At 63.3% G+C, this 19,632-nt stretch carries 1 protein-coding gene (only partly in view); it reads right to left on the bottom strand.

Annotation, left to right across the window (positions count from 1 at the left end; genetic code table 11):
• Positions 1 to 19,632, bottom strand: the 5' portion of a protein-coding gene (locus C8D90_RS01760) for an Ig-like domain-containing protein (protein WP_147291309.1). It extends 15,357 nt beyond the left edge of the window; only the first 19,632 of its 34,989 coding nucleotides appear in the window; it begins with the start codon at positions 19,630 to 19,632; the stop codon falls past the left edge of the window.

Raw genomic sequence — 19,632 nt, 5'->3', positions numbered from 1 at the left:
GTGTTGCCCCGCCGCTTCGCCCACGTCGAGCGCGGTCAGCAGGTAGTTTTCCGGATTCAGCACGCTGCCTTCGTCGTATTCGCTGCCCAGCCACATCGGCTGATCGAACACCACGGCGATGTTTTGCAGCGGCAACGGCACCAGCGCGCCGTCCGCCACGCTGACCGCCAGCACCTTCGGCGGCCGCGCCTGCGCAATCTCATCCACGCGGCCGGTTTGCGCCACCAGGATGCGGCCGTCGCCGGTGGCGATCACCGACTCGCCGCGCGTACCGCCGGTCGCCAGCGTCAGGACGCGGCGGGTTCTCAGCTCAATCATCCACAGCAAGGCCTGATGCGGCACGGCCTCTTTATTGAGGCTGACCGGCCGCTGTTTCAGGTTGCTCGACGCCACCATCACGCCATCCAGCGCGCTGCCGGCTGCGCCAAAGGCGATGCTGTCGATCACGCCGCTGAGCCGGTATTCCAGCTCGGCGCGCCCGGCATAACGGCCGCTCATCGGGAAGCTGACGATGTCCGTCGCCGCGTTGGCCGCGGCGGCGCTGATTTCCGTGCCGCTCCACTTCACACCCCACAGCCGGCCGTCCGGCCCAAAGGCCAGATCGCCGACACGCAGGTTGCTGAAATGCAGCCAGGTTTCCGTTTGCGGATCGAAAATCTCAACCCCGTTGCCGGAGGAGACGTAGATTGCGCCGGTGTCAGGGTGGATCGCCAGCGCATGGGTCAGCGGATTGCCGCCAGGACCGGCGGTGCGCTGAATGATGCCGCCGCCGGCGGTATCAACCATCAGCAGTTCGGCGCCCGTCATCACCCACAGTTGCCCCAGCGCATCGACGGCCATGTCCAGCACCGGGACGTCCAGCGTAAACAGCGGCTTGGTGTTGCGCCCGCCCGCTTTCTCAAAGCGGTATACCGCATTGCGCCGCGCGCCGGCGCTGACCAGAATCGCGCCGTCCGCCAGCTCAATCATCGCCTGCGCGCCAAGGTCGCCGTCACCGGCGCCGAAGCCGTCGGCGAAACCGCGCAGCGTAAAGGGCGCCAGCACCGTTTGCAGGTCGCCCTCCTGACCGGCGGCCACCGTGCCCGGCTGATACTGACTGGCCTGCTCAAACAGCGCGTTGGCCGGGTAGCTGCGATCCGGCGCGGCCTGCGGCATTTCCGCGCTCTGCTCCAGCGACGGCAAGACGCCCAGCGCGTCCAGCGCCTGCTGGCGCGCGCCATCGTCAGGCAGCACCGCCTGCGCCACGCTGACCCGCTCGCGGTTCCCCGCCAGGTCGGTCGCCACGGCCAGGAATTCATAGCGTTTTCCGGCCTCGCCGACGAACTGCGCCTGATTGACGTCGGGCGCCTGCTGGCTCAGCCAGATACGGAAGTCTCCGCCGTTTTCAGCCACGTACAGCGTTACCGAGCGGATGCCGCTGGCGTCGTCTTCCGCCTGCCAGCGGACGTCGAAGAGCGGCTCGCCCTGGCGGTTTTCGCCCAGCGAAGTCACCGCCAGCACGGTTTGCGGCGCCTGGGCGTCCAGACTGACCGCCGTTTCCGCGCTTTCCGCCGGCGGCATGTCGTCGAAGATCACGCGCGCGGAGGCGGTGATTTGCGCACCGGTTTCCGCCGTCGCCGCCGCGACGACGCTGTAGCTGACCATGCCGCCCGCGGTATCCAGCAAGCCCTTGCCGCCGCGCATCACCTCCCCGGTATCCGGGCTGATGGCCTGCAACAGCCAGGTGGCGATACGCGTCTGGATATCAATGCCCGCGCTGACGCGCAGGATAAAGCCCTTGGCGCCGGTGAAATCAAAATCATTCTGGAACGAAGCCCGGCCCGCCGGCACGTGCACGTTGATGTCGCCGACCTTCACATCGCCAAGGCGGAACGCCCGCAGATCCAGATGCTCATCCAGCTGCGTAACGACGCGGATTTCTCCCCGCGGCGTTTCCAGATCGTTGTTGAAGGCGATGGTGTACGGCAGTACGGTATCCGACGGCACGTAACGGTCGCCGTTGTCCGCCGCGATGGCCTGCGGCGGCATGACGCTCACGACCGGGGCCGTGCCGTCGTCCTGGCGGATCTTCTGTTGCAGGTACTGCACCAGGTTCAGGGCCTGCGCGTCCACCGGCTGGAATTTTTGATCCAGGCGGCCGATATGGCGCAGATACTCCAGCTCGGTCACGTTGCCGGCGAAAATGTTGAAGTTGATGAAGTGCGTTTTGCGCGAGAGATTCAGGTTGAACGCCTGCGGATCGGCCAGCGCCGGCACCGGAATCTGCACCGATTCGCCGTCGTCGGTCGCACGCGTTTCTTCATACTCAACCGGCGCAATCGCGCTTTGCGGATCGCCGGTATAGCGCGCGGTGTCGCCGTACCAGCGCTGAACCTGGCTGAAGAAGCCGAGCAAATCTGCCTGGGTGCGGTAGGTCTCCCCGCCTTTCGCCAGCAGGATGCCGCAGCCCAGCGTTGCGTTCAGGCTGACCACCTGCGGCACGTCGCGGATCGGCGGCGCTTCGTCGAGCGGCCGCAGCAGGCCGGCCGCTTCCAGAGCGCCGAGCCAGCCCTGCTGCCACTGTGCCTCGTCCGCCGCCAGCGTCGCCAGCGCCACGGGCGCGTCATCGTCGTCGAGGATCGCCCGGCGCAGCTTGCCGGCATGGGCCAGTTGATCGGCGATAAACTCATCGCGCGTCAACGCCGTCGCGGCGGCCACCACGTTGAAACGGAAGGGGATGGCAATCATCTCCTTCTTGGTGATGTGATCTTCCGGATCGGTGGCGAGGAACTTCTTGGTCAGCCCTTCCGACAGATTGTCCAGATCCTGTACGCCGCCGTCGAGAATGCCGTCCTCGCGCCAGTCAGGGTGCAACTGATACAGCGTGTTGCGCAGTTCCTCGAAGTCGTAGCTGATCCACTCGTTCAGCCCCGGCCAGGTCTTAACGTTAAAGCTCATCCCGACGAAGCCGTTGGCCTGCACGTCGAAGGCGTAGCCCGGCGCCAGGTTGTGACCGGTCAGGTTCTGGGTGCCGTCCAGGCTGGCCCAGGGCACGTCGGGACGCGTCGTGCCGTCCGTCGGCGTCGGCCCGTAGGTTTGGGTATTGCCCGCGTCGTCTAACGTGATGCCTGCGGGAGCGCCGCCCACGTTGCTGCCGAACACCAGGTACGGCAGCGCCAGTCCTTCCAGCACCGTGTCGCTGTAGCCCATTTCGGGCACGCCGAACTCAAAACGGACGTACGGCGTGTCCAGGTTGGTCAGGCTTTGCAGCGAAGCGCTGTATATGTGGTTGGCGCCCGGCGTGACGCTGTAGTCGCCGCCCAGCCCCAGCGTGACGTCAACCTCCATGCCGCGCTCGACCAGATAGCGCTGCGTTTCCACCACGCGGCGGCCGTCCGGGTTCATCACCACCACGTCATACAGCCCGAGCGGGAAGTCGCGCAGGTCGAACACCGCGCGGATATGCGTGGCGTCGAGCACCTGCCAGCGTACCGGCTCCGCCTCGAACACGTTGGGGCGGGAGAGTTTCACCAGCGCCCCGGCGCGGAAGCGCGCGCCGTGAATGTCCAGCGTCACCCAGCGGTGGGTCGCATCGCCCACGCCGCCGCGATCCGGCGTTATCCGCGTTACGGTCAGCGGCAGCAGCTCCGCGCGCAGGGTGACGGGAGCGTCCGGTTCGCCCTGGCGGGAACGCACCAGCACGTAATAATCCCCGGCGCGCGTGGTGGGTATCCACGCTTCCTGATCCGCCGACAGCGGTTCGCTGTAGGAGGCGTCGAACGCCGAAGCGGACGGCGCGTCGCCGAAACGGATGTACAGCTCGTTGTTGCCGCGCGCGGCGGACGCCGCCAGGCTGACGCGCAGGGTTTCGTCCGCCGGCACGGTGATTTTATACAGCCGCTCCTGCCCGGCGCTGAGCGTGGTTTCCAGCGGGTAATCCAGCGGCAGTTCGGGCACCACGATGTGCAGGGTGCCGCCGGAGGTGAAGTAGTTATTGGCTTCGCCCGGCGCAACCGACAGCCCCTCTTCCGTCAGGACGATCGGCCCTTCGTAGACCTCGTTGTAAATATCCGGGCGCACAATGACGCGCCAGTGGCCTTCTTTCATCGGCGGCAGCGCCGCGCTGAGATGCCCCTGGTATTCGCCGCCGCCGGCCAGGTTGCCGACGTGCGCCACCTTGCCCAGCGGAATGTCATCCAGCCCCCACGTGGTATCCGCCGACAGATACAGCGCGTCCGTCCAGCGCCCGTAGGCGGTGTTGATAGAGTCGTTGATCACGGTGAAATCAATGTTTACCGTATCGCCGGTGCTCACCTGCGCCGGCATGACCAGGTCCGTGACCTTCAGATCCGCCGGCGGCGGCAGTTCAATCAGCAACGGCTGCGCCGCCGCCAGGGCGTTGTTCTGTTCGTTGCCGAACTCCCTGACCTTGCCGAACTCGCCGGTGCCGAAGCCGTAGGCCGGATCGGTCACGACAAACACGTACCACGGTCCTTCCACATCGTTGGGAACGTTGACCGTCAGCGTCGCGTCATAGCCTTCTCCCTGTTTCAGGATGCCGCCATGCTGGAGATAGCCCAGATAGCGATCCTTACGGATGTCGAGGAAGCGGTCTTTCGACAGATACACAGCGTCATACCAGGTGGACTGACCGGCCGGCGTGTCCCCGCCGTGGTTGACCACGCGGAATTCCACGCTGAGCGTCTGCCCGGCCAGCACGCGCTCCGGAATGGTCACGCCGGCGACCTGGAGATCCGGCGGCGTTGCCAGCGTAATAGGCAACGGCAGCGTGGCGGTGTTGTTCCCTTCATCCTGGAACTCCGGCACGTTGCCCATCGGCCCGCTGATGAAGCCGATGCCGGTCAGCCCGCTGCGGATGGTGCTCACCACGGAGCCGTACAGATCGCGCCCAAAGGCGGTATCTGTGCGCACGATCAGCGTAAAGTCGCCGCTGATCGACTCCGGCAGCGTGAAGGTCGCCGACATCCGGTAGGAATCGCCCGGCTTCAGATAGTCGTTCAGCGACACGCTCTTGGTTTTGGTCAGAATTTCAATTTCCGAGCCGCGATCCACCAGCGGGTAATCCCCGGCGTCCAGCGCCCCGTCGCGCGATAAATACACGCCGTCCATCCAGTTGCGGGTGCGGGTTGCCCGCGTGCCGCGGTTGCTCACTTCCCAGGTCGCCGTGATGGTTTCGCCGGAAGACGGCGTGGGGTTGGACACTTCCACGTGGTCAATCTGCAAATCCGGCTCGCGGTAATGAATATTGAGCGTCGCGCGCGAACGGTTGTTGTCGTTGCGCTCGCCTTCGTAAACGGTGCCGGCCTCAAGCTCTTCACCCGAGTAATAGCGCAGCGCATCGCGGTTTTTGCCGCTGAACAGTTCCTCTTTGGCGCGTGCGGCGGAGTCTGCTCTGTCAGGCCGCGCGCCGCTGTCGGTCACGATGTAGATGTAATAGAGGCCATCCGCCCCGGCGGGCAGGGTAAACCGTGCGCTGGCCGTATAGCTCTCACCGGCTGCCAGACCGTCGATGTTGGCATGGGGAATCCGCCCCAGTATAGTGACGCGCCCGGCGATGTAGGTGGGATCGGTGCTGATATACACCGTATCAAACCAGTTGCGCGTACCGGCCCAGACGTCCGCCCCGTGGTTGGTCACCGTCCAGGAGATGGTGGTTTCCTCCCCGGAGAAATTATCCGCTTCGGTACGGATGTCCGTTACGCGCAGGTCGGAAGGCTGCGTCCGCACCACGGAGGCAACAGACTGTTCGTTGTTGGTTTCATCCGCCTCACGCACCGTGTTTTTCGCATCGGCACGCACGATCAGATACAGCCCCTGCACCGCCGGCGCCAGTTGCAGCGTTTCGGTAACGGTATAGGACTCTCCGTAGCCCAGGCTGCGCTCCTGTGCCAGATCTGCCAGATGCCAGGTGCGTTTCGCATCGCCCAGGCGCGGCGCATCGCTCAGGATCACCTCGTCAATCCAGGCGCCGTTGAACGGATCGCCGACGTTTTTCACCGTGTAGCTGAAGGTGTAATCGCCGCCGGAGAACTGCTCCGGCGGAGCGACGACGTTACTGACCACCAGATCCGGCGGCACCAGCCCCAGCACCCTGATGGGCCGGGCTTTGTAGTTGTTATTGTCGAACTGATGGGGATCGTCCGGGTTGATGTTGGACGCCAGCGTGTCTTCCAGGATCACGTCATAGCTGTCGCACCAGGCGGTGATGAAATATTCGCCGGAGTAGACGTTGTCCGGGATCGAAACCCGTACGCTGTTGAGATAGTCGTCGCCGACCTCCAGATGGCCGGTGCGCGTCACCGAGCCGAGCAGAATGTCGCCCTTCGCCGCGCCGGGCCGCAGTTTGTCGCGCGCCAGCCAGATGGTGTCTGTCCAGCTGTTGAGTGCGGCAGACTCTCCGCGCGTCGGCGCGCTGCCCAGGTTGCTCACCCGGTAAGAGACTTCGATGGTCGCGCCGTTGATCACCTGATCCGGCGCCACAACATCGCCGAGCACCAGATCGCAGAACGGAATCGGCTCGATGTAGATCGGAATCGCCCGGCTGTTGTTCTTCTCGTTCGGGTATTCATCAACGTCGTTATTGCCGTCGGCCACCACGATAAGATACGCGTCGCCGCGCAGCCGGATCGGAATGTCGATCATCGCGGTTTCATTGGCGTAAGCCTTGCCCGGCTCCAGCGCCGAGAGGTTGCCGAACTGCCCGACCAGCATATCCTCGCTGCCCAGCGTACCATCCAGCGACAGATAGACTTTGTCCGTCCAGCGCCCGTTGGCCGGTACCGACCCCATGTTGCTGATCACGTAGCGGACGCCGACGCGGGTGCCCGCCGTGACCTTATCCGGCGCCTCCATGCCGGTTACGCGCAGATCCGGGCGCGCCGCCAGGCTGAGGGTGGTCAGGTTCGCCGCGATGCCCTCGTTGTTGTCGCGCGCGCTGCCGTGCTCATAGACGGCCTTGTTGGTGTTGGTGACCACGCGCAAGCGGAACAGCCCTTCCCGCTTGGCCGGCAGGCGAACCTGCTCGGTGCGGGTGTAGCGCAGCCCCGGCGCCAGCGGCCGGTCATAGGTGAATTCGCCCAGCAGCAGGGGGGCCTGATTACTGCCCTGGGGCACCAGCCAGACGCTGTCGGTCCACAGCGCGGACGCAGTGACGTCGCCCTGGTTGAGCACTTCCCAGCTGACTTCGACCAGCGCGCCCTCCAGCGCCTCCGCCGGCGCGGTGACGCTTTCGACCGTCAGATCGGCGCAGGGAGAGAGCGTGATGGGCAGCACCAGCGAGGCGGTGTTGTTTTTGGTAAAGATAAACTCGTAAGGCCCGCCCGTGCGGACGTGCAGGTAGTATTCCCCCTCCAGTCCGTCAGGCAGGGTGATTTCCGCGCTTTGGGTATAGCTGTCGCCCACGGCCAACTGCCCCAGATGGGTGCTGTTTTTGTACTGAATGACCGTGCCGCTGCCGTCGGCGTGACGGCTCAGCCACAGCGCGTCGCCCCAGCTCGCGCTGCTGGTGATGCCGATGCCTTTGTTGACGACCTGCCAGCTAACCTGGATCTTGCCGCCGCTGGCGGGGTCGCCGGTGAAGGTGAAACGTTCGACCTGCAAATCGGCATAGGGCTGCGTCATGACGTCAACATCGTGATCGCAGCGCGCTATGTTGTTGCCTTTGGCGTCATGCTCGAACACTTCGTTGTCAATATCGCTCACCACGAACAGCGTGAAGCGGTCGGAGGTGCCCGGCGGCAGCAGGATATCTTCATCGCGCTGATACGACGCCCCCACCGCCAGCCCGCCCTGATGGCGGTATTCGCCGATCACCAGGTTGCCGTAGCTGCCCGGCGTGCCGTCACGCGACAGGATAACCCGGTCGGTCCACCCCATTTCCGGCCCCGCCGCGTTTCCTTCGTTCTTCACCGTCCAGACGACGTTGATGGTGGCCGGATCGGCAATCACCTGCTTGGTCGCGCTGTCGATGCTGACCGCCAGATCGGCGTGTGCCGCCAGGTTAATGGTCAGATCGGCCTGTTTGCGGTTGTTATCACGCTGGCGGTCGTTGACCTGCTGTTTGGCGTCGCACACCAGCAGCAGCTGGTAGTCGCCCTGATAGCTGAGCGGAATGGCCACCTGCGCCTGGGCCTGATAGTCCTCGTTGGCGCGCAGTTCCTCCTTGCGCACCACCTCGGCGACGTTGCGCTGTACGCCGTCTTTGATCAGGTACAGGATGTCGGTCCAGCCGGTGCCGGTGCTGCCGCCCTGATTGCGCACCGTCCAGCTTACGGGCAGCGTTTGGCCGGACTCAATCGTCGCAGGCGCCTGCAACGTGTCCACCACCAGATCCGGGCGGATGACCAGCACTTCCTCCTGCGCCGCGCTCTGGTTGTTGTCTTCGCCGTCGCGCTCGTAAATGGTGTTGTCGTAGTCCGTCACCACCACCCAGCGATAGGTCGCCTCGCCCAGCCAGTACGGCAGGTAGAAGCTGACGCTGCGTTCAGCGCTGGCGCCGGCGTCCAGCATGGTGCCGTTGAGCAGGGTCGCGACCTGATACATCTGGCCGGGAACGCCGGTGTCGGCATACACCGCATCACGCCAGGCGGTTTTCGTCGCCCCCGCGCCGCGGTTATGCGCCGTGTAGGTGACCGTCGCCTGTTCGTTCGGCCGCATAATCAGCGGCCCCTTAACGTCGCTGACCACCAGATCGGGCGTTGACGCCAGCGTCACCGTCATTTTCTGGCTGGCGCGCACGTTATTGGCGGTCGCGCCCTGTTCCGCCACGCTGCGGGCGCTGTCCACGTTGACGATAATGTAAAACTCGCCGTTCAGATCGCGCGGCAGGCGTACCGTCGTCTTGCCGGTGTAGCTCGCGCCCGGCGCCAGATACCCGGCATGGGCGACGCCGCCGGCCAGAATGACATCATCGGCGTTGCCCAGCACCTCGTCGGTTGACAGCACCACCCGGTCGTTCCACAACGCCAGATTGGTGGTGCCGTTGCCGTCGTTGCGCACTTCCCAGGTTATCTGAATGTTTTCGTCGCTCAGCGCCTGCGCCGGGGCGTGGACGGCGATCAGGTTGAGATCGGTATACGGCTGGATGAGCGTGACGGGCTGCGCCGCAGACACGTTGTCCGCGTAGGTGTCCTGCTCGCCGCTCTCCCGGCCGGCGTCGGTTTTCACCGCCAGATAGTAGCTCCCCGCCGCGATGGCGGGCAGGCGCACGGTGATCTCCTTGCGGTACGTTTTGCCTGCTTCAAGCGGTTCGGTACAACGTACGGTGCCCAGCACCACGTCATCCGCATTGCCGATGACGCCGTCCCGGCTGAAGATGATTTGATCGGTCCAGTCATGGATCGTGGACGCCTTGCCCTGGTTGCTGACCTGCCACGACAGCGTAATGTTCTCGCCGGAAACGCCGCTGTCCGGCACCGTGACCTCATCGATGCGCAGATCGGCATACGCGGCCTCGCTGACCACGATGCGGATATCAGCCCGGTTGTTCTCTTCGGCATCTCCGCTGAGGTTGGTTTCAAACAGCACGCCGAAGCCCGCGGCGTTTTGATCGGCGATGACCGAGATATCGATCTCACCGCTGCCCCGCTGCCCCTGCGGCAGGCGGAAAGTGAAGCGGCGCTCGCGGTACTCGCCCGGCAGAATCGCGCCGGCAGCCCGGCCGTCAACGACGGCGGCGGGATCGTAGAGCAGCACCGTATCCATCAGCGTCTCGCCCGACGTCACGTTTTTCACCAGAATGCGATCGTGGAAGCCGGTGCCGGTCGCGCTGGCGCCCAGGTTCCAGTCCTGCCAACTGATTACAACCTCCCCGCCAGCCTGAACCGCAGGCGTTTCCACCGTCAGCTCGCGTACCACCAGATCCGGGCCGACGTCGTAGGTGAGCTCGGCCTGGTTATTGCTTTCGCCGTCGCCATCCGGATTCGCTTCGGCAATCTCATTGCCGTAGTCGGTCACGACACGCACGATGAAATGCCCGGCGGCGGACACTCCCTGCGGCCATCCGCCCGGCAGGGAAAGCAGTCGTTCACGCTTTTCTCCCGCCGCCAGATCGTCCGCCTCCGCCACGATTTCGCTCAGCACGATTTCGTTGGTGGATTTGTTGTAAATTTCCAGCAGTTCACGCCACGGCGCCCTGGCTGCGCTGTTGCCCCGGTTGGCGGTGTGCCAGCGCGCGACGATGTCCTGCCCCGGCTGGAAGTCGCCGTCCGGCTCCAGCGAAAAGTCCTCCACCACCAGATCGGGATAGTTTGACGGTGCGACCGTGATTTCCCGGCGCGCGGCGTTATTCGCCTCCGCCGTCACCTGCGGGTTGTGCTCATGCAGCAGGTTGTCAGCATCGGCAATCACGATGATCTCCACCAGCCCGACGGCCAGCATGCCCTCCGGCAGCGCCAGCACCGTACTGCACACGCGGTGCTCCCCGGCGGCGATGGCGCCGCGCTGTTCGCTGTCATAAGGGACGGAAATCAAGGCGATGCGCTCGCCGTTATGCAGGTTGCGCGCAATGAGGCGATCGTTCCAAATACCTTCCGCAGACTGGTTGCCCCGGTTTTCCACAATCCAACTGACGGTAATCTGCTGGCCGCTGTGGAAACCGGCCGCCGGCTCCAGCGTCACATCGTTGATGACCAGATCCGGTCCGGCGGATACCGCCAGCGGGTCCAGCGTCGTCACGGTTTCACGCGGCACATTGACCATGCTGAAGGCGACGAGGCCGGTCGGCCATTTATTGTCATTCCGGTACTCAAGCACCAGCGTGTAAGTGCCGGACACCGTCAGCGTCTGTGGTTCCTGATCGGTGCCGTTGAACCGAATACGGTAGCGGTAACGTTGCTGTTCCGCATCCCAGTAGCTACCGTAGTCAAACCATCCCATCGACGTGTTGCTGAACAGTGCCTTACCCTGCGGATCAAACAACGACCAGTAGGGAGAGCCCAACGTTCCGGGGCTGGTGTCCCCGATAACTTCCGTCGCCAGCGCATCGGCATAATAGCGTTCCCCAGCTTGTCCGCTGAAGGTGTACATCAGGGCAGAGGTCAGGCCCGGGAAATCAGTGCTGACCGGCGTGTCTTTCGTAATCTTCGTGGCGCTGACATCCGTCAACACACGGAAGGCATACTTCGTTGTCGCCGTGCCCGTATTGGACAACACCAGCTGGTAGTCGCCAGCGGCCAACCAGACCTTGGTATCATAAGCGCTGCCGGTGAAGGCCTGATTAAACAGCGCCTTACCTTCCTGCTCCAGCCGCCAGCGTCCGCCGGTCAGCGTGCCGGTGATGTCGAACACCGCCATCTGCGGCCGATCGAGATGCAGACGCCAGTATGCAGACTCGTTCCCCGCCAGCTCGCGCTCAATCAGCGTATCGGTCGCCAGCAGGTCGCGGCTCGTCATAAACCAGGCGTCAAAGGCAAACTCCTGCGCCTGCCAGACGTCGTTGCGGCCTTCAATCATCAGCAGGTATTCACCGCCCGCCGTCAGGCGTACGAAGCTCTGCGCGTAGGTGGTTTCGGTGTTGAACAGCTCCGTGCCCTGCGCATCGAGCAGACGCCAGTATCCGACGAAACCCGCGCGCATCGTCAGCGCACACGCATCACCTGCCGTGGCCGTGAAACGATAAAAACGCGCACGGTTTCCGGGCTGCAGCGTGCCCTGCGTAACGCCGTTCATATCGAGCGGCTGCGCGGACGCGGCGGTCATCAGGCAGAACTGGTAAGCGAGCGGATAAGTGTAGCCGCTGATGATGCTCAGCAGATAATTCCCCGCGGGCAGCAACTGCATCGGTTCGCTCGCGTAGGAGGTGTACATCGTGCGGTTGAAGATATCCCCTTCCGGGCTTTCCAGCGTCCAGCTGGGGCTGCTGCCCCGGTACTCTTCATTTTCCCTGAAGGCATCGAAAATAATGCGCGCTGGCTGGGTCAGCCGCAGCGGGTAGGCCACCGACTGCGTGTTCGACGCCACGCTGCCGCTGTACACCGTATCCAGCGCCGCCATCACGTTTGCGGCGGTGAACGCGTACGTCACCGGCGTATCCGGCGTCATGCTGTTCAGCAGCAACGCGTAAGGCGCGTTCAGGCGGCTGAGCGCCGCCACGTCCGAGTCGCCGGACATTTCCCCCTGCGCCGTCAGCGTGCCGTCCGCGCCGAACAGGCTCCAGCGCACCGGAGACTGCGCCGGGATCAGCAGACGCAGGTTCTTCGCTTCCGGGGTGTTCAGGCGGTAAAGGTGAGCGGCGTCGCCGGGCGTTAACGTTCCGCTGACCGGCGTGTCCATCGTCAGCGTCCGGGCGGATGCATCGGGCGTCCAGCAGATCGCGTTCAGCTGCGCCTGCGCTTCGCCGCGCGAGGATTGCAGGTCGATCAGCAGCGTATACTCTCCCGCCGGAAGCGACGGGAAAATGCTGCACTCCAGCAGATCGTCCAGGCTGCCGACGATGTCGCCATCGGCGTCATACAGCGTCATCAGGCCATGGTCTTCACTGCTCAGCCCCTGATAAATCCACCACTCCCCGCTTTGCAGCGTGAAACGGTACAGGCAGGCTTCGCCGGACGCCGCTTCCACCGTGAACGACGCGCCAAGCGGCAGCGCCGGCGCGCTGGCAACGTCGGTCAAACGGAAACGGTACTCCGCGGACTGCCCTTCATAGCCGGCGCTGAGCATCAGTTGATAGTCGCCGGCGGGCAGGCTGAGCATCCAGTTGCCGCCGTCGTTGCCATAAAAATTGTCTTGTTCGACGTCATGTCCGTCGCACAGCAGCCGCCACTCCTGCCCTTGCCCCCACTGGCGGAAGTCCAGCAGTACCTGGCGGCTTTCCGTCAGCGTGAAGGTGTAACAGGGGGTATCGCCCAGGTTAATCACGCCGGCCGCCACTTCGCCCAGTTTGATGGCGGTTTCCGTTATCCGCGCGCCCCGCAGGCTGAGCGAGGCGGACGGCGCCGCGATGTCCTGATAATTCAGGGCGATAAAGTAATCTGCGCTTTCCGGGGCCGTAAACTCGCTAAACGCCCCTTCGCCGACCCACGACATCATGCTGCCGTTGCGATCGTAGATAACCCACCCGCTGCCGGCCGAAGCGCGGCTGTAGCAGCGTTCCTCCCGCATCAGGGGCAGCCGGAACAGTGCGCGATCCGCCGGGGCGATCAGTTCTTCGCCCAGCGCGACCACGGGCGCGTCGGCGCCGTTTTCCAGGCAGAGATCCAGCGCGGTTTCTGCGCCGTCGGGGTAGTTTTCTATCGTCAGCGCATAATCGCCCGCCGTCAGACTGCAAACGCGCTCAGCGCGTGAATAGGCGGAGAAATTGCCGGATTCCAGCGCGTTGACGGCGTTCATCAGCCGCCAGGAAAGATAGCCCTCTTCGCGCATCGACCCTGTAACCGCCAGCAGCGTCGCGCGGGTAAGGGTGAAGCGATAGGTTTTTTTCTCGCCCTGCGGCACGGTGACGGAGACGCTTTCTCCCACCGTTAACGCCTCGCCCTCCGGGCGGATGTCCGTGCGCGCGTCCAGATTCAGCGTTAACCGGTAACTGAGCGCCTGTTGCGGCGCGGCATTTTTAATCAGCAGGTAATAACGGCCGCCTTCGGTAAGATTGAACGCGGACAGGGGTTCGCCTCCCTTGCCGTTGACCAGCCAGTAGCCCTGATCGCTGAACAGATACCAGCTATATTCTCCGCCGTTCTCCGTGTCCGGCGTCAGGGTGAAGGTATCGCCCGTCGCAACCGACAGCGGGTGCAGCGCCAGATAAGTTTGCGCCGGTAACGTCTGCGCCAGCGGCGTTGCATACGTGACGACGTCTTTTTGCAGCTGCGACAACAGCGCCAGCTGGAAGTCCACCGCAATGGTGTCTTCTCCGTTCGCGCGCCGCGAAGGCAGTTGGGCGTTCAGCGTCAGCCAATAACGGCCCGCGGGCAGCGTCAGCCATTGCCCCGGCAACTCAAACTCGCCCTCGGCGATCGAGCCCTGTTCGCCGTGCGTCAGGCGCCACGTCACCCCGTAAATCCGCTCTCCGGCGCTGAGTATCGCCTGGCTTTCTTCGTTCAGCGTAAACGCATATTCGGCCTGTTGCCCGCTGCCGATGGGCAGTTCAACCTGCACCCGCTCGCCCGGCGTTAAGGGCAGCGCCTGGCGCTCCGCGTACTGTACCGTGTAGTCCAGCGCCGTGCCGCTTTCCCCCTTCCCGTAGATAATCAGCGTATAGGAGCCCGTGTCCAGGCTTTCCGCCATGGCCGGAGATATGCCGTCGCCGCCGCCGATCCAACGGCTGTCCTGCGCGTACAATCCCCAGTTGAGCGACAGTTCCGGCGTTGCGGCCCGGACGTTCATCTCAATACGTTGCGGCTGGGTAAGCTTCAGGCGGTAGACCGCCGCGTCACGGCCGTCCGCCAGGCGACCGGCGGTTTCTCCGAACGTCAGCAGCGGTGAGGCGGCAATGTCCAACACCCGCGCCCGGAAGGTCCGCGCGTCAGGCAGATCGCTGCGCAACGCCAAAATCATGTCGTCACTGCCGGGACGTTCGTAGCTGACGCCCTGATTCCAGTAGCCGCCCTGCTTACCGCCACCGGCCGGGATCAGGCGCCAGTAAATGCCCGATCCGGCGTCAGGCAGGGTCAACACCAGTTCCCTGGCCGCATGCGGCAGCGGATAATGCAGCTCCTGCGCCGCCGACGTCAGCGTGACGCTGAATGCTTCGCCGGAGACGATTGCCGGTTGCACCGACGGCACGCTCCGTCCCGCCTTCAGCGTGAACGCCAGAGTCTCGTCGCCGGTGTTTTCCACCATCACCAGGTAGTCACCGGCCTGCGGACGCGCCGCCAACCGGATAATGCCGGTCGTCACGGGGTCAACCACCCGCATGGTGCGCGCGTCATAAACCGTGATAACGCCGGCATCCGGCGCCGTCTCCGCCTGAATCACCCACGCTTCTCCGGCGGGAACGCTCAGGCTCGCCACCCACGCCGGTTGCCCTGCGGCAAGTTCCCGGCTGATGGCTTCATCCGGCGACAGGGCTGCCACGCTGCGCAGGTTCAGACGGTAATCGCCGGGGATGATATAGCCACCGGAACCGGCGGCGCTGATCTCCAGGCAATAGCCGCCCGCCGGCAGTTTAAGCGGCGTCTGCGTCTCCAGCCTGCCGTTGGCGACCAGTTCGCCCCATACGTCGCGCAGCCGCCACGCCATGCTGCCGTTCGCCGAACCGACGGGCAGCACATAGCGTTCGCGATCCAGCGAAATATCCCAGTAGTTTTTCACCGCGCCGCTTTCCAGGCGGCCCTGCACCGGCGTGTCCAGTGTCAGCGGCTGGTGTTCACGCCGGACGATCAGCGTACGGCAATACAACTCCAGCGCCGAGGCGGGCGGAGTCGTGGTGTACATGACCAGGTAGTAACGCCCCGGCTCGCCGAGCGGCAGGCTGGCGCATGCCTGGTTCGAAACCGACCACTGCTGGCGCCCCTGCTCGTTCAGCAGGTAGCCGTAGCTGTTGAGATTCTCCTGCCCTTCCGGCCGGGTAAACTGACAGATAAAGTAGTCAGACGCCGTGCCGTCCAGATCGAAAGCCAGCACCTGAACCGTGGTTTGCGGGGAGAAGATCATCCGGTGTTCGCCGCCGGACGCGCTCACCGACGTGCCGTTGACGTCCCACAGGCGGAACGCGACGGCATCCTGCGCCCGTTGCCGGTTGGTATAGACGCGCAGCAGGTAGTCGCCGCGCTCCAGCTGCCCCAGCAAGAATACGCCGTTGAAGGAACCCGAATTCAGACGGGAGCCGTCCGCCTTTTCCAGACGCCAGGACAGTTGCGTATCCATCACCAGGCTCTCAAATATCATGACCGAGGCGTTGTCCAGCCGGAACGTATAATGGTTTTCACGCGACGGCGAAGGGACGGAGCCGGTCACGGTGTCGCTGAGATCGATGCTGACGCGATCCGTGATTTGTTGACTCAGGGCGAAACGCAGCGTGTGTTCTTCATCCGCCTGGCGGTAAGGCGTGAGCGCCAGCAGGTAGTCGCCGGCGGCCAGCGCCGCGGTGCGGGTATAGCCGTCGTCCAGGTAGGAGGACACGACGTTTTGGCCCCCGCGGTCGTAAAACGTCCATTGCAGGAGGTGATTCTTGCCGTCCAGAATGTCAAACGCCAGCGTGGCGCTTTCCGTCAGCGTGACGCGCTGATATACGGACATCGTGCTGCCGGCGGCGAACGTGACGGATGTCGCCTCGCCCATCGTTAATGCCGCCAGCCGCGCTTGTTCAAGCAGCCGGAAGCTGAATTCCCCGGTCCGGTCATCGTTCGCGGCCAGGGTAAATTCATACTCGCCCATCGGCAGATCAAAAAAGCGCGGCGTAACGGTAAGGCTGTTGCCGCTGGCCTCGCTGCCACGCGGCCCGCTCAGGCTCCAGTAAATGCCGGAGCCGCCCTGGCCGTCGATCATCAGGCGCGTTGCCGCCATAAGCGTAAAGCCATAGCGTACGGTTTCCACCGGACGGCTGATGCGTCCGTTTTGGCGCTGGTTTAGCGTCAGCGGCTGCCTGGCCTCGGTTTTCAGCAAGAGCTGGAATTTGATGTCGGTCGATTCCCGCCAGGACACCGGCGAGCAGAGCAGCAGATACTCTCCGCTGATCTCCAGCGCGATATTGGCAACAGTATTATTGTCGTTGCCGGACGAAATCGTGCGGCCGCCGGGATCAAGCAACGACCACTGGCAGACGTTGCCGCTGTTCATGCCTTTAAAGTAATAACGTTCGCCGGCCAGGCCGTTAAAGCGGTAGAGGCGGGTTTCGTCACCGCTCAGAACATCGGTAAACGGCGCATTGAGCGTCAGCACCTGCGCCACATCATGCGTCATCAGGCGGAACTGGTAGGTTGCGTCGGCGTTTGCCGTGTTGCGCACCACCAGCGTATAGCGCCCTGCGGGCAGTTCACGGCCGAAGGCATAGGGGGAAAACGTATTAAAACTGCGCCAGGTGATGGCGACATCATTCCCGCGCATCAGCTTCCAGCGCAGGTTACTGTTGTTTTCCGCATCCGTCCCCAGCGAATCCATAACCAGGATTTGCGGCTGATTCAGCGTAAAGTCGTATTCCGCCTGGATATGATTGGCCGCAAGCGTGCCGCTGTAAGCGTCGTTCAGCGTCAGCGGCTGAGCCGTTAAGCGGCGCAGACGGGCCATACGGAACACGACTTCACTGACCTGCGTGTTGTTCTGATAGCCGTCACACAACAGCGTATAACGCCCTTCGACGGGCAGCACGTAGTTGCTGGCGCTGATCCCGTCGCCGTTGCTGGTGCTGACGACCCGCCCGTAGGGGTCGATCATTATCCAATAGGCGTAACTGTTTTTGTCCTGCCAGTCGAGCAGTACCGTATCCCCGGCGGAGGCCTGGAACTGGTAGCCGCGCATACTGTTGCCGGGCGAGCGTGTCAGGGACATTTGCTGATCCATCAGCAGCTCTGGCAGCGAGGCAAGCTCAATCAGGCAGAACGCATAAGCGCCGTTATCCGACAACGATGAGGAACTGCTGCCTCTGACGGTGAGTGCGTAGTCGCCGGCGGGCAATTTCAGCAGGTTATCGGCGTAGTTATAAAGCTCACTGTAATAGTAGAAACTGCGCCAGCTGATTTCCGTACCGCGCGGCCCTTCCAGCATCCACTGGGCGCTGCTGCTGGTGAGGCCCTGATTATCCATCGCCAGCAGCGTGAACGCATCAAGCGAGAAGCGATATACCTGCGTTTCCGCCGCTCCGGTAAACGCGCCGGAGAGCACGCCATTCAGCGTCAGCGTTTCACCTTCGGGCAGCGCGGCAGGCTCCTCGTGTGACAGGAGATCAAATTGCAGGGTGAAGTCGACCGCTGCGGTGTTATTCCAGCGGCCTTCAATCAGCAGGTAATGTTCGCCCTCAGTGCTCAGCGTGCCCTGCCAGTTTCTGGTGGCGAGGTTGCGCACGCCGAAAACGTCACGTCCATAGCGGTTGATGATGCGCCAGTATGCGGTCCCTCCCGTTACCTGCGGCGACGGCAGCGACAGCTTATCGCCGGCGACGGCATCAAGCCGGTAAACCCGGCTGCCGTTGCCCGGCGCCAGGGTTCCCGTCAGCGGCTCGCCGGGCGTCACCGCGTCCAGCGACGGCGTTAATGTGTGCAGGCAGAAGGCATAGTCCCCGGTTTGCATGCCGTTGCCCCGCACGCTCAGGGTGTAGTCGCCCGCAATCAGGTTCAGGATGCTCAGCGCGGTTTCAGCGTCGCTGCTTTCAAAACGCCGCGCGCTCACCTCCGTGCCGCGTGGGCCGTTCAGCGTCCACAGCATATTGCTGCCGGCCAGCGCGTCAAACGCCAGGCAGACGTCGGCCTTCAGCGTAAACGGATAGGTGATTTCCTGCCCGGCCTGCGTCAGGGTTCCCTGCACGTCCTCGTTCAGCGTCAGAACATCCTGCTGCGCCAGAATGCGGTTGACGGAGAATTGGTAATCGACCGGGGTTGCCGCCTTCGCGATGGACGAGCCGTCAAGCACCAGCCAGTAGCGCCCCGTGGCCGGCACCTGAAAAGCGGTCCGGCCCGTCATCAGCACGCCTTCCGCCACCCGCCAGCCCCGCTCGTCGGTACACCACCAGGAAATGCTGCCCGCCGACAGAGCGATGCCGTTGATGAAAAACGCCTCGTTCGCCTGCGCGTCAAAGGCATAAGCCCGGATACCCGCATCCGGCTGCAACGAGCCGGAGACGGGGGAGTCGGTCTGTACCGTTGCGGCATCGTCCAGCGTCAGCAGGCGGAAGGGGAACTCTCCTTCCCGGCCGTAATCCAGATCGATACACAGTTGATAATCACCGGAAGGCAGCCACAGCCAGCCGTTCGTGAGGGAATAATACTTCGGGTCAAAATTCCCCGTGCGCCCGGCCACCTCCCCTTTCGGACCGGTTAAGTGCCAGTAGAAACTCTGGGAAAACAGCGGGTCGAACAGCACCGTCCGGGGTCGGGGCAAAGTAAACGAGTAATAGGCCCGTTTGTCCGGCTGATCGATGACCGCAATCTGCGGTGTATTGAGGGTTAACGGCGTTACCGAATGTTTAACGGCAAACAGGGTAAAATGATAATCATCCGTCGCCCCACCGTCGCCGGTGCCTTCCAGCAACAGCAGATATTCACCGGAATATTTCACCGTAAAAAGGCTGCTGCTGTCCCGCAGATACGAATAGCTCCGTTCCTGGCGCCCGTAAGGATCGACGATCTTCCAGGTCAGATTATAAGAATTCGAATTCCCGCCGCGGACATAAAAACTATCGCCGGCCTGCGCCGGGAAACGGAAAACGACAGAATGGTTGTTGCGTTCCAGCGTACCTTCCGTCAATGTATTGGGAATAAGATCGGTGGCGGCCTGAGTATCAATAACCCGCAGCGAATAATCACCGACTGCATCCGCTACGCCGTCAATGACAATGGTGTATTTCCCCGGCGCCAGCGTATAAACCGACGCACTGTTTGAGCCGTCCGTATAATCAAACCGTCTTTTGTCAATTTGTTCGGCGGCCGAGGACAGCGTCCAGGTCATATCTCCGCGCCGGGTCAGACTGTCGAACAAAATCCTGCGTGGCTCTTCCACCACAAATTCATAACGGTGGGTTTCCCCCGGTACTGTTAACGCGCTGTTCAT

The sequence above is a fragment of the Enterobacillus tribolii genome (assembly GCF_003363015.1).
GTDB classification, from domain to species: Bacteria; Pseudomonadota; Gammaproteobacteria; order Enterobacterales; family Enterobacteriaceae; genus Enterobacillus; species Enterobacillus tribolii.
The sequence above is the reverse complement of the archived record's forward strand: the minus strand, read 5'-3'. Positions and strand labels throughout refer to the sequence as shown.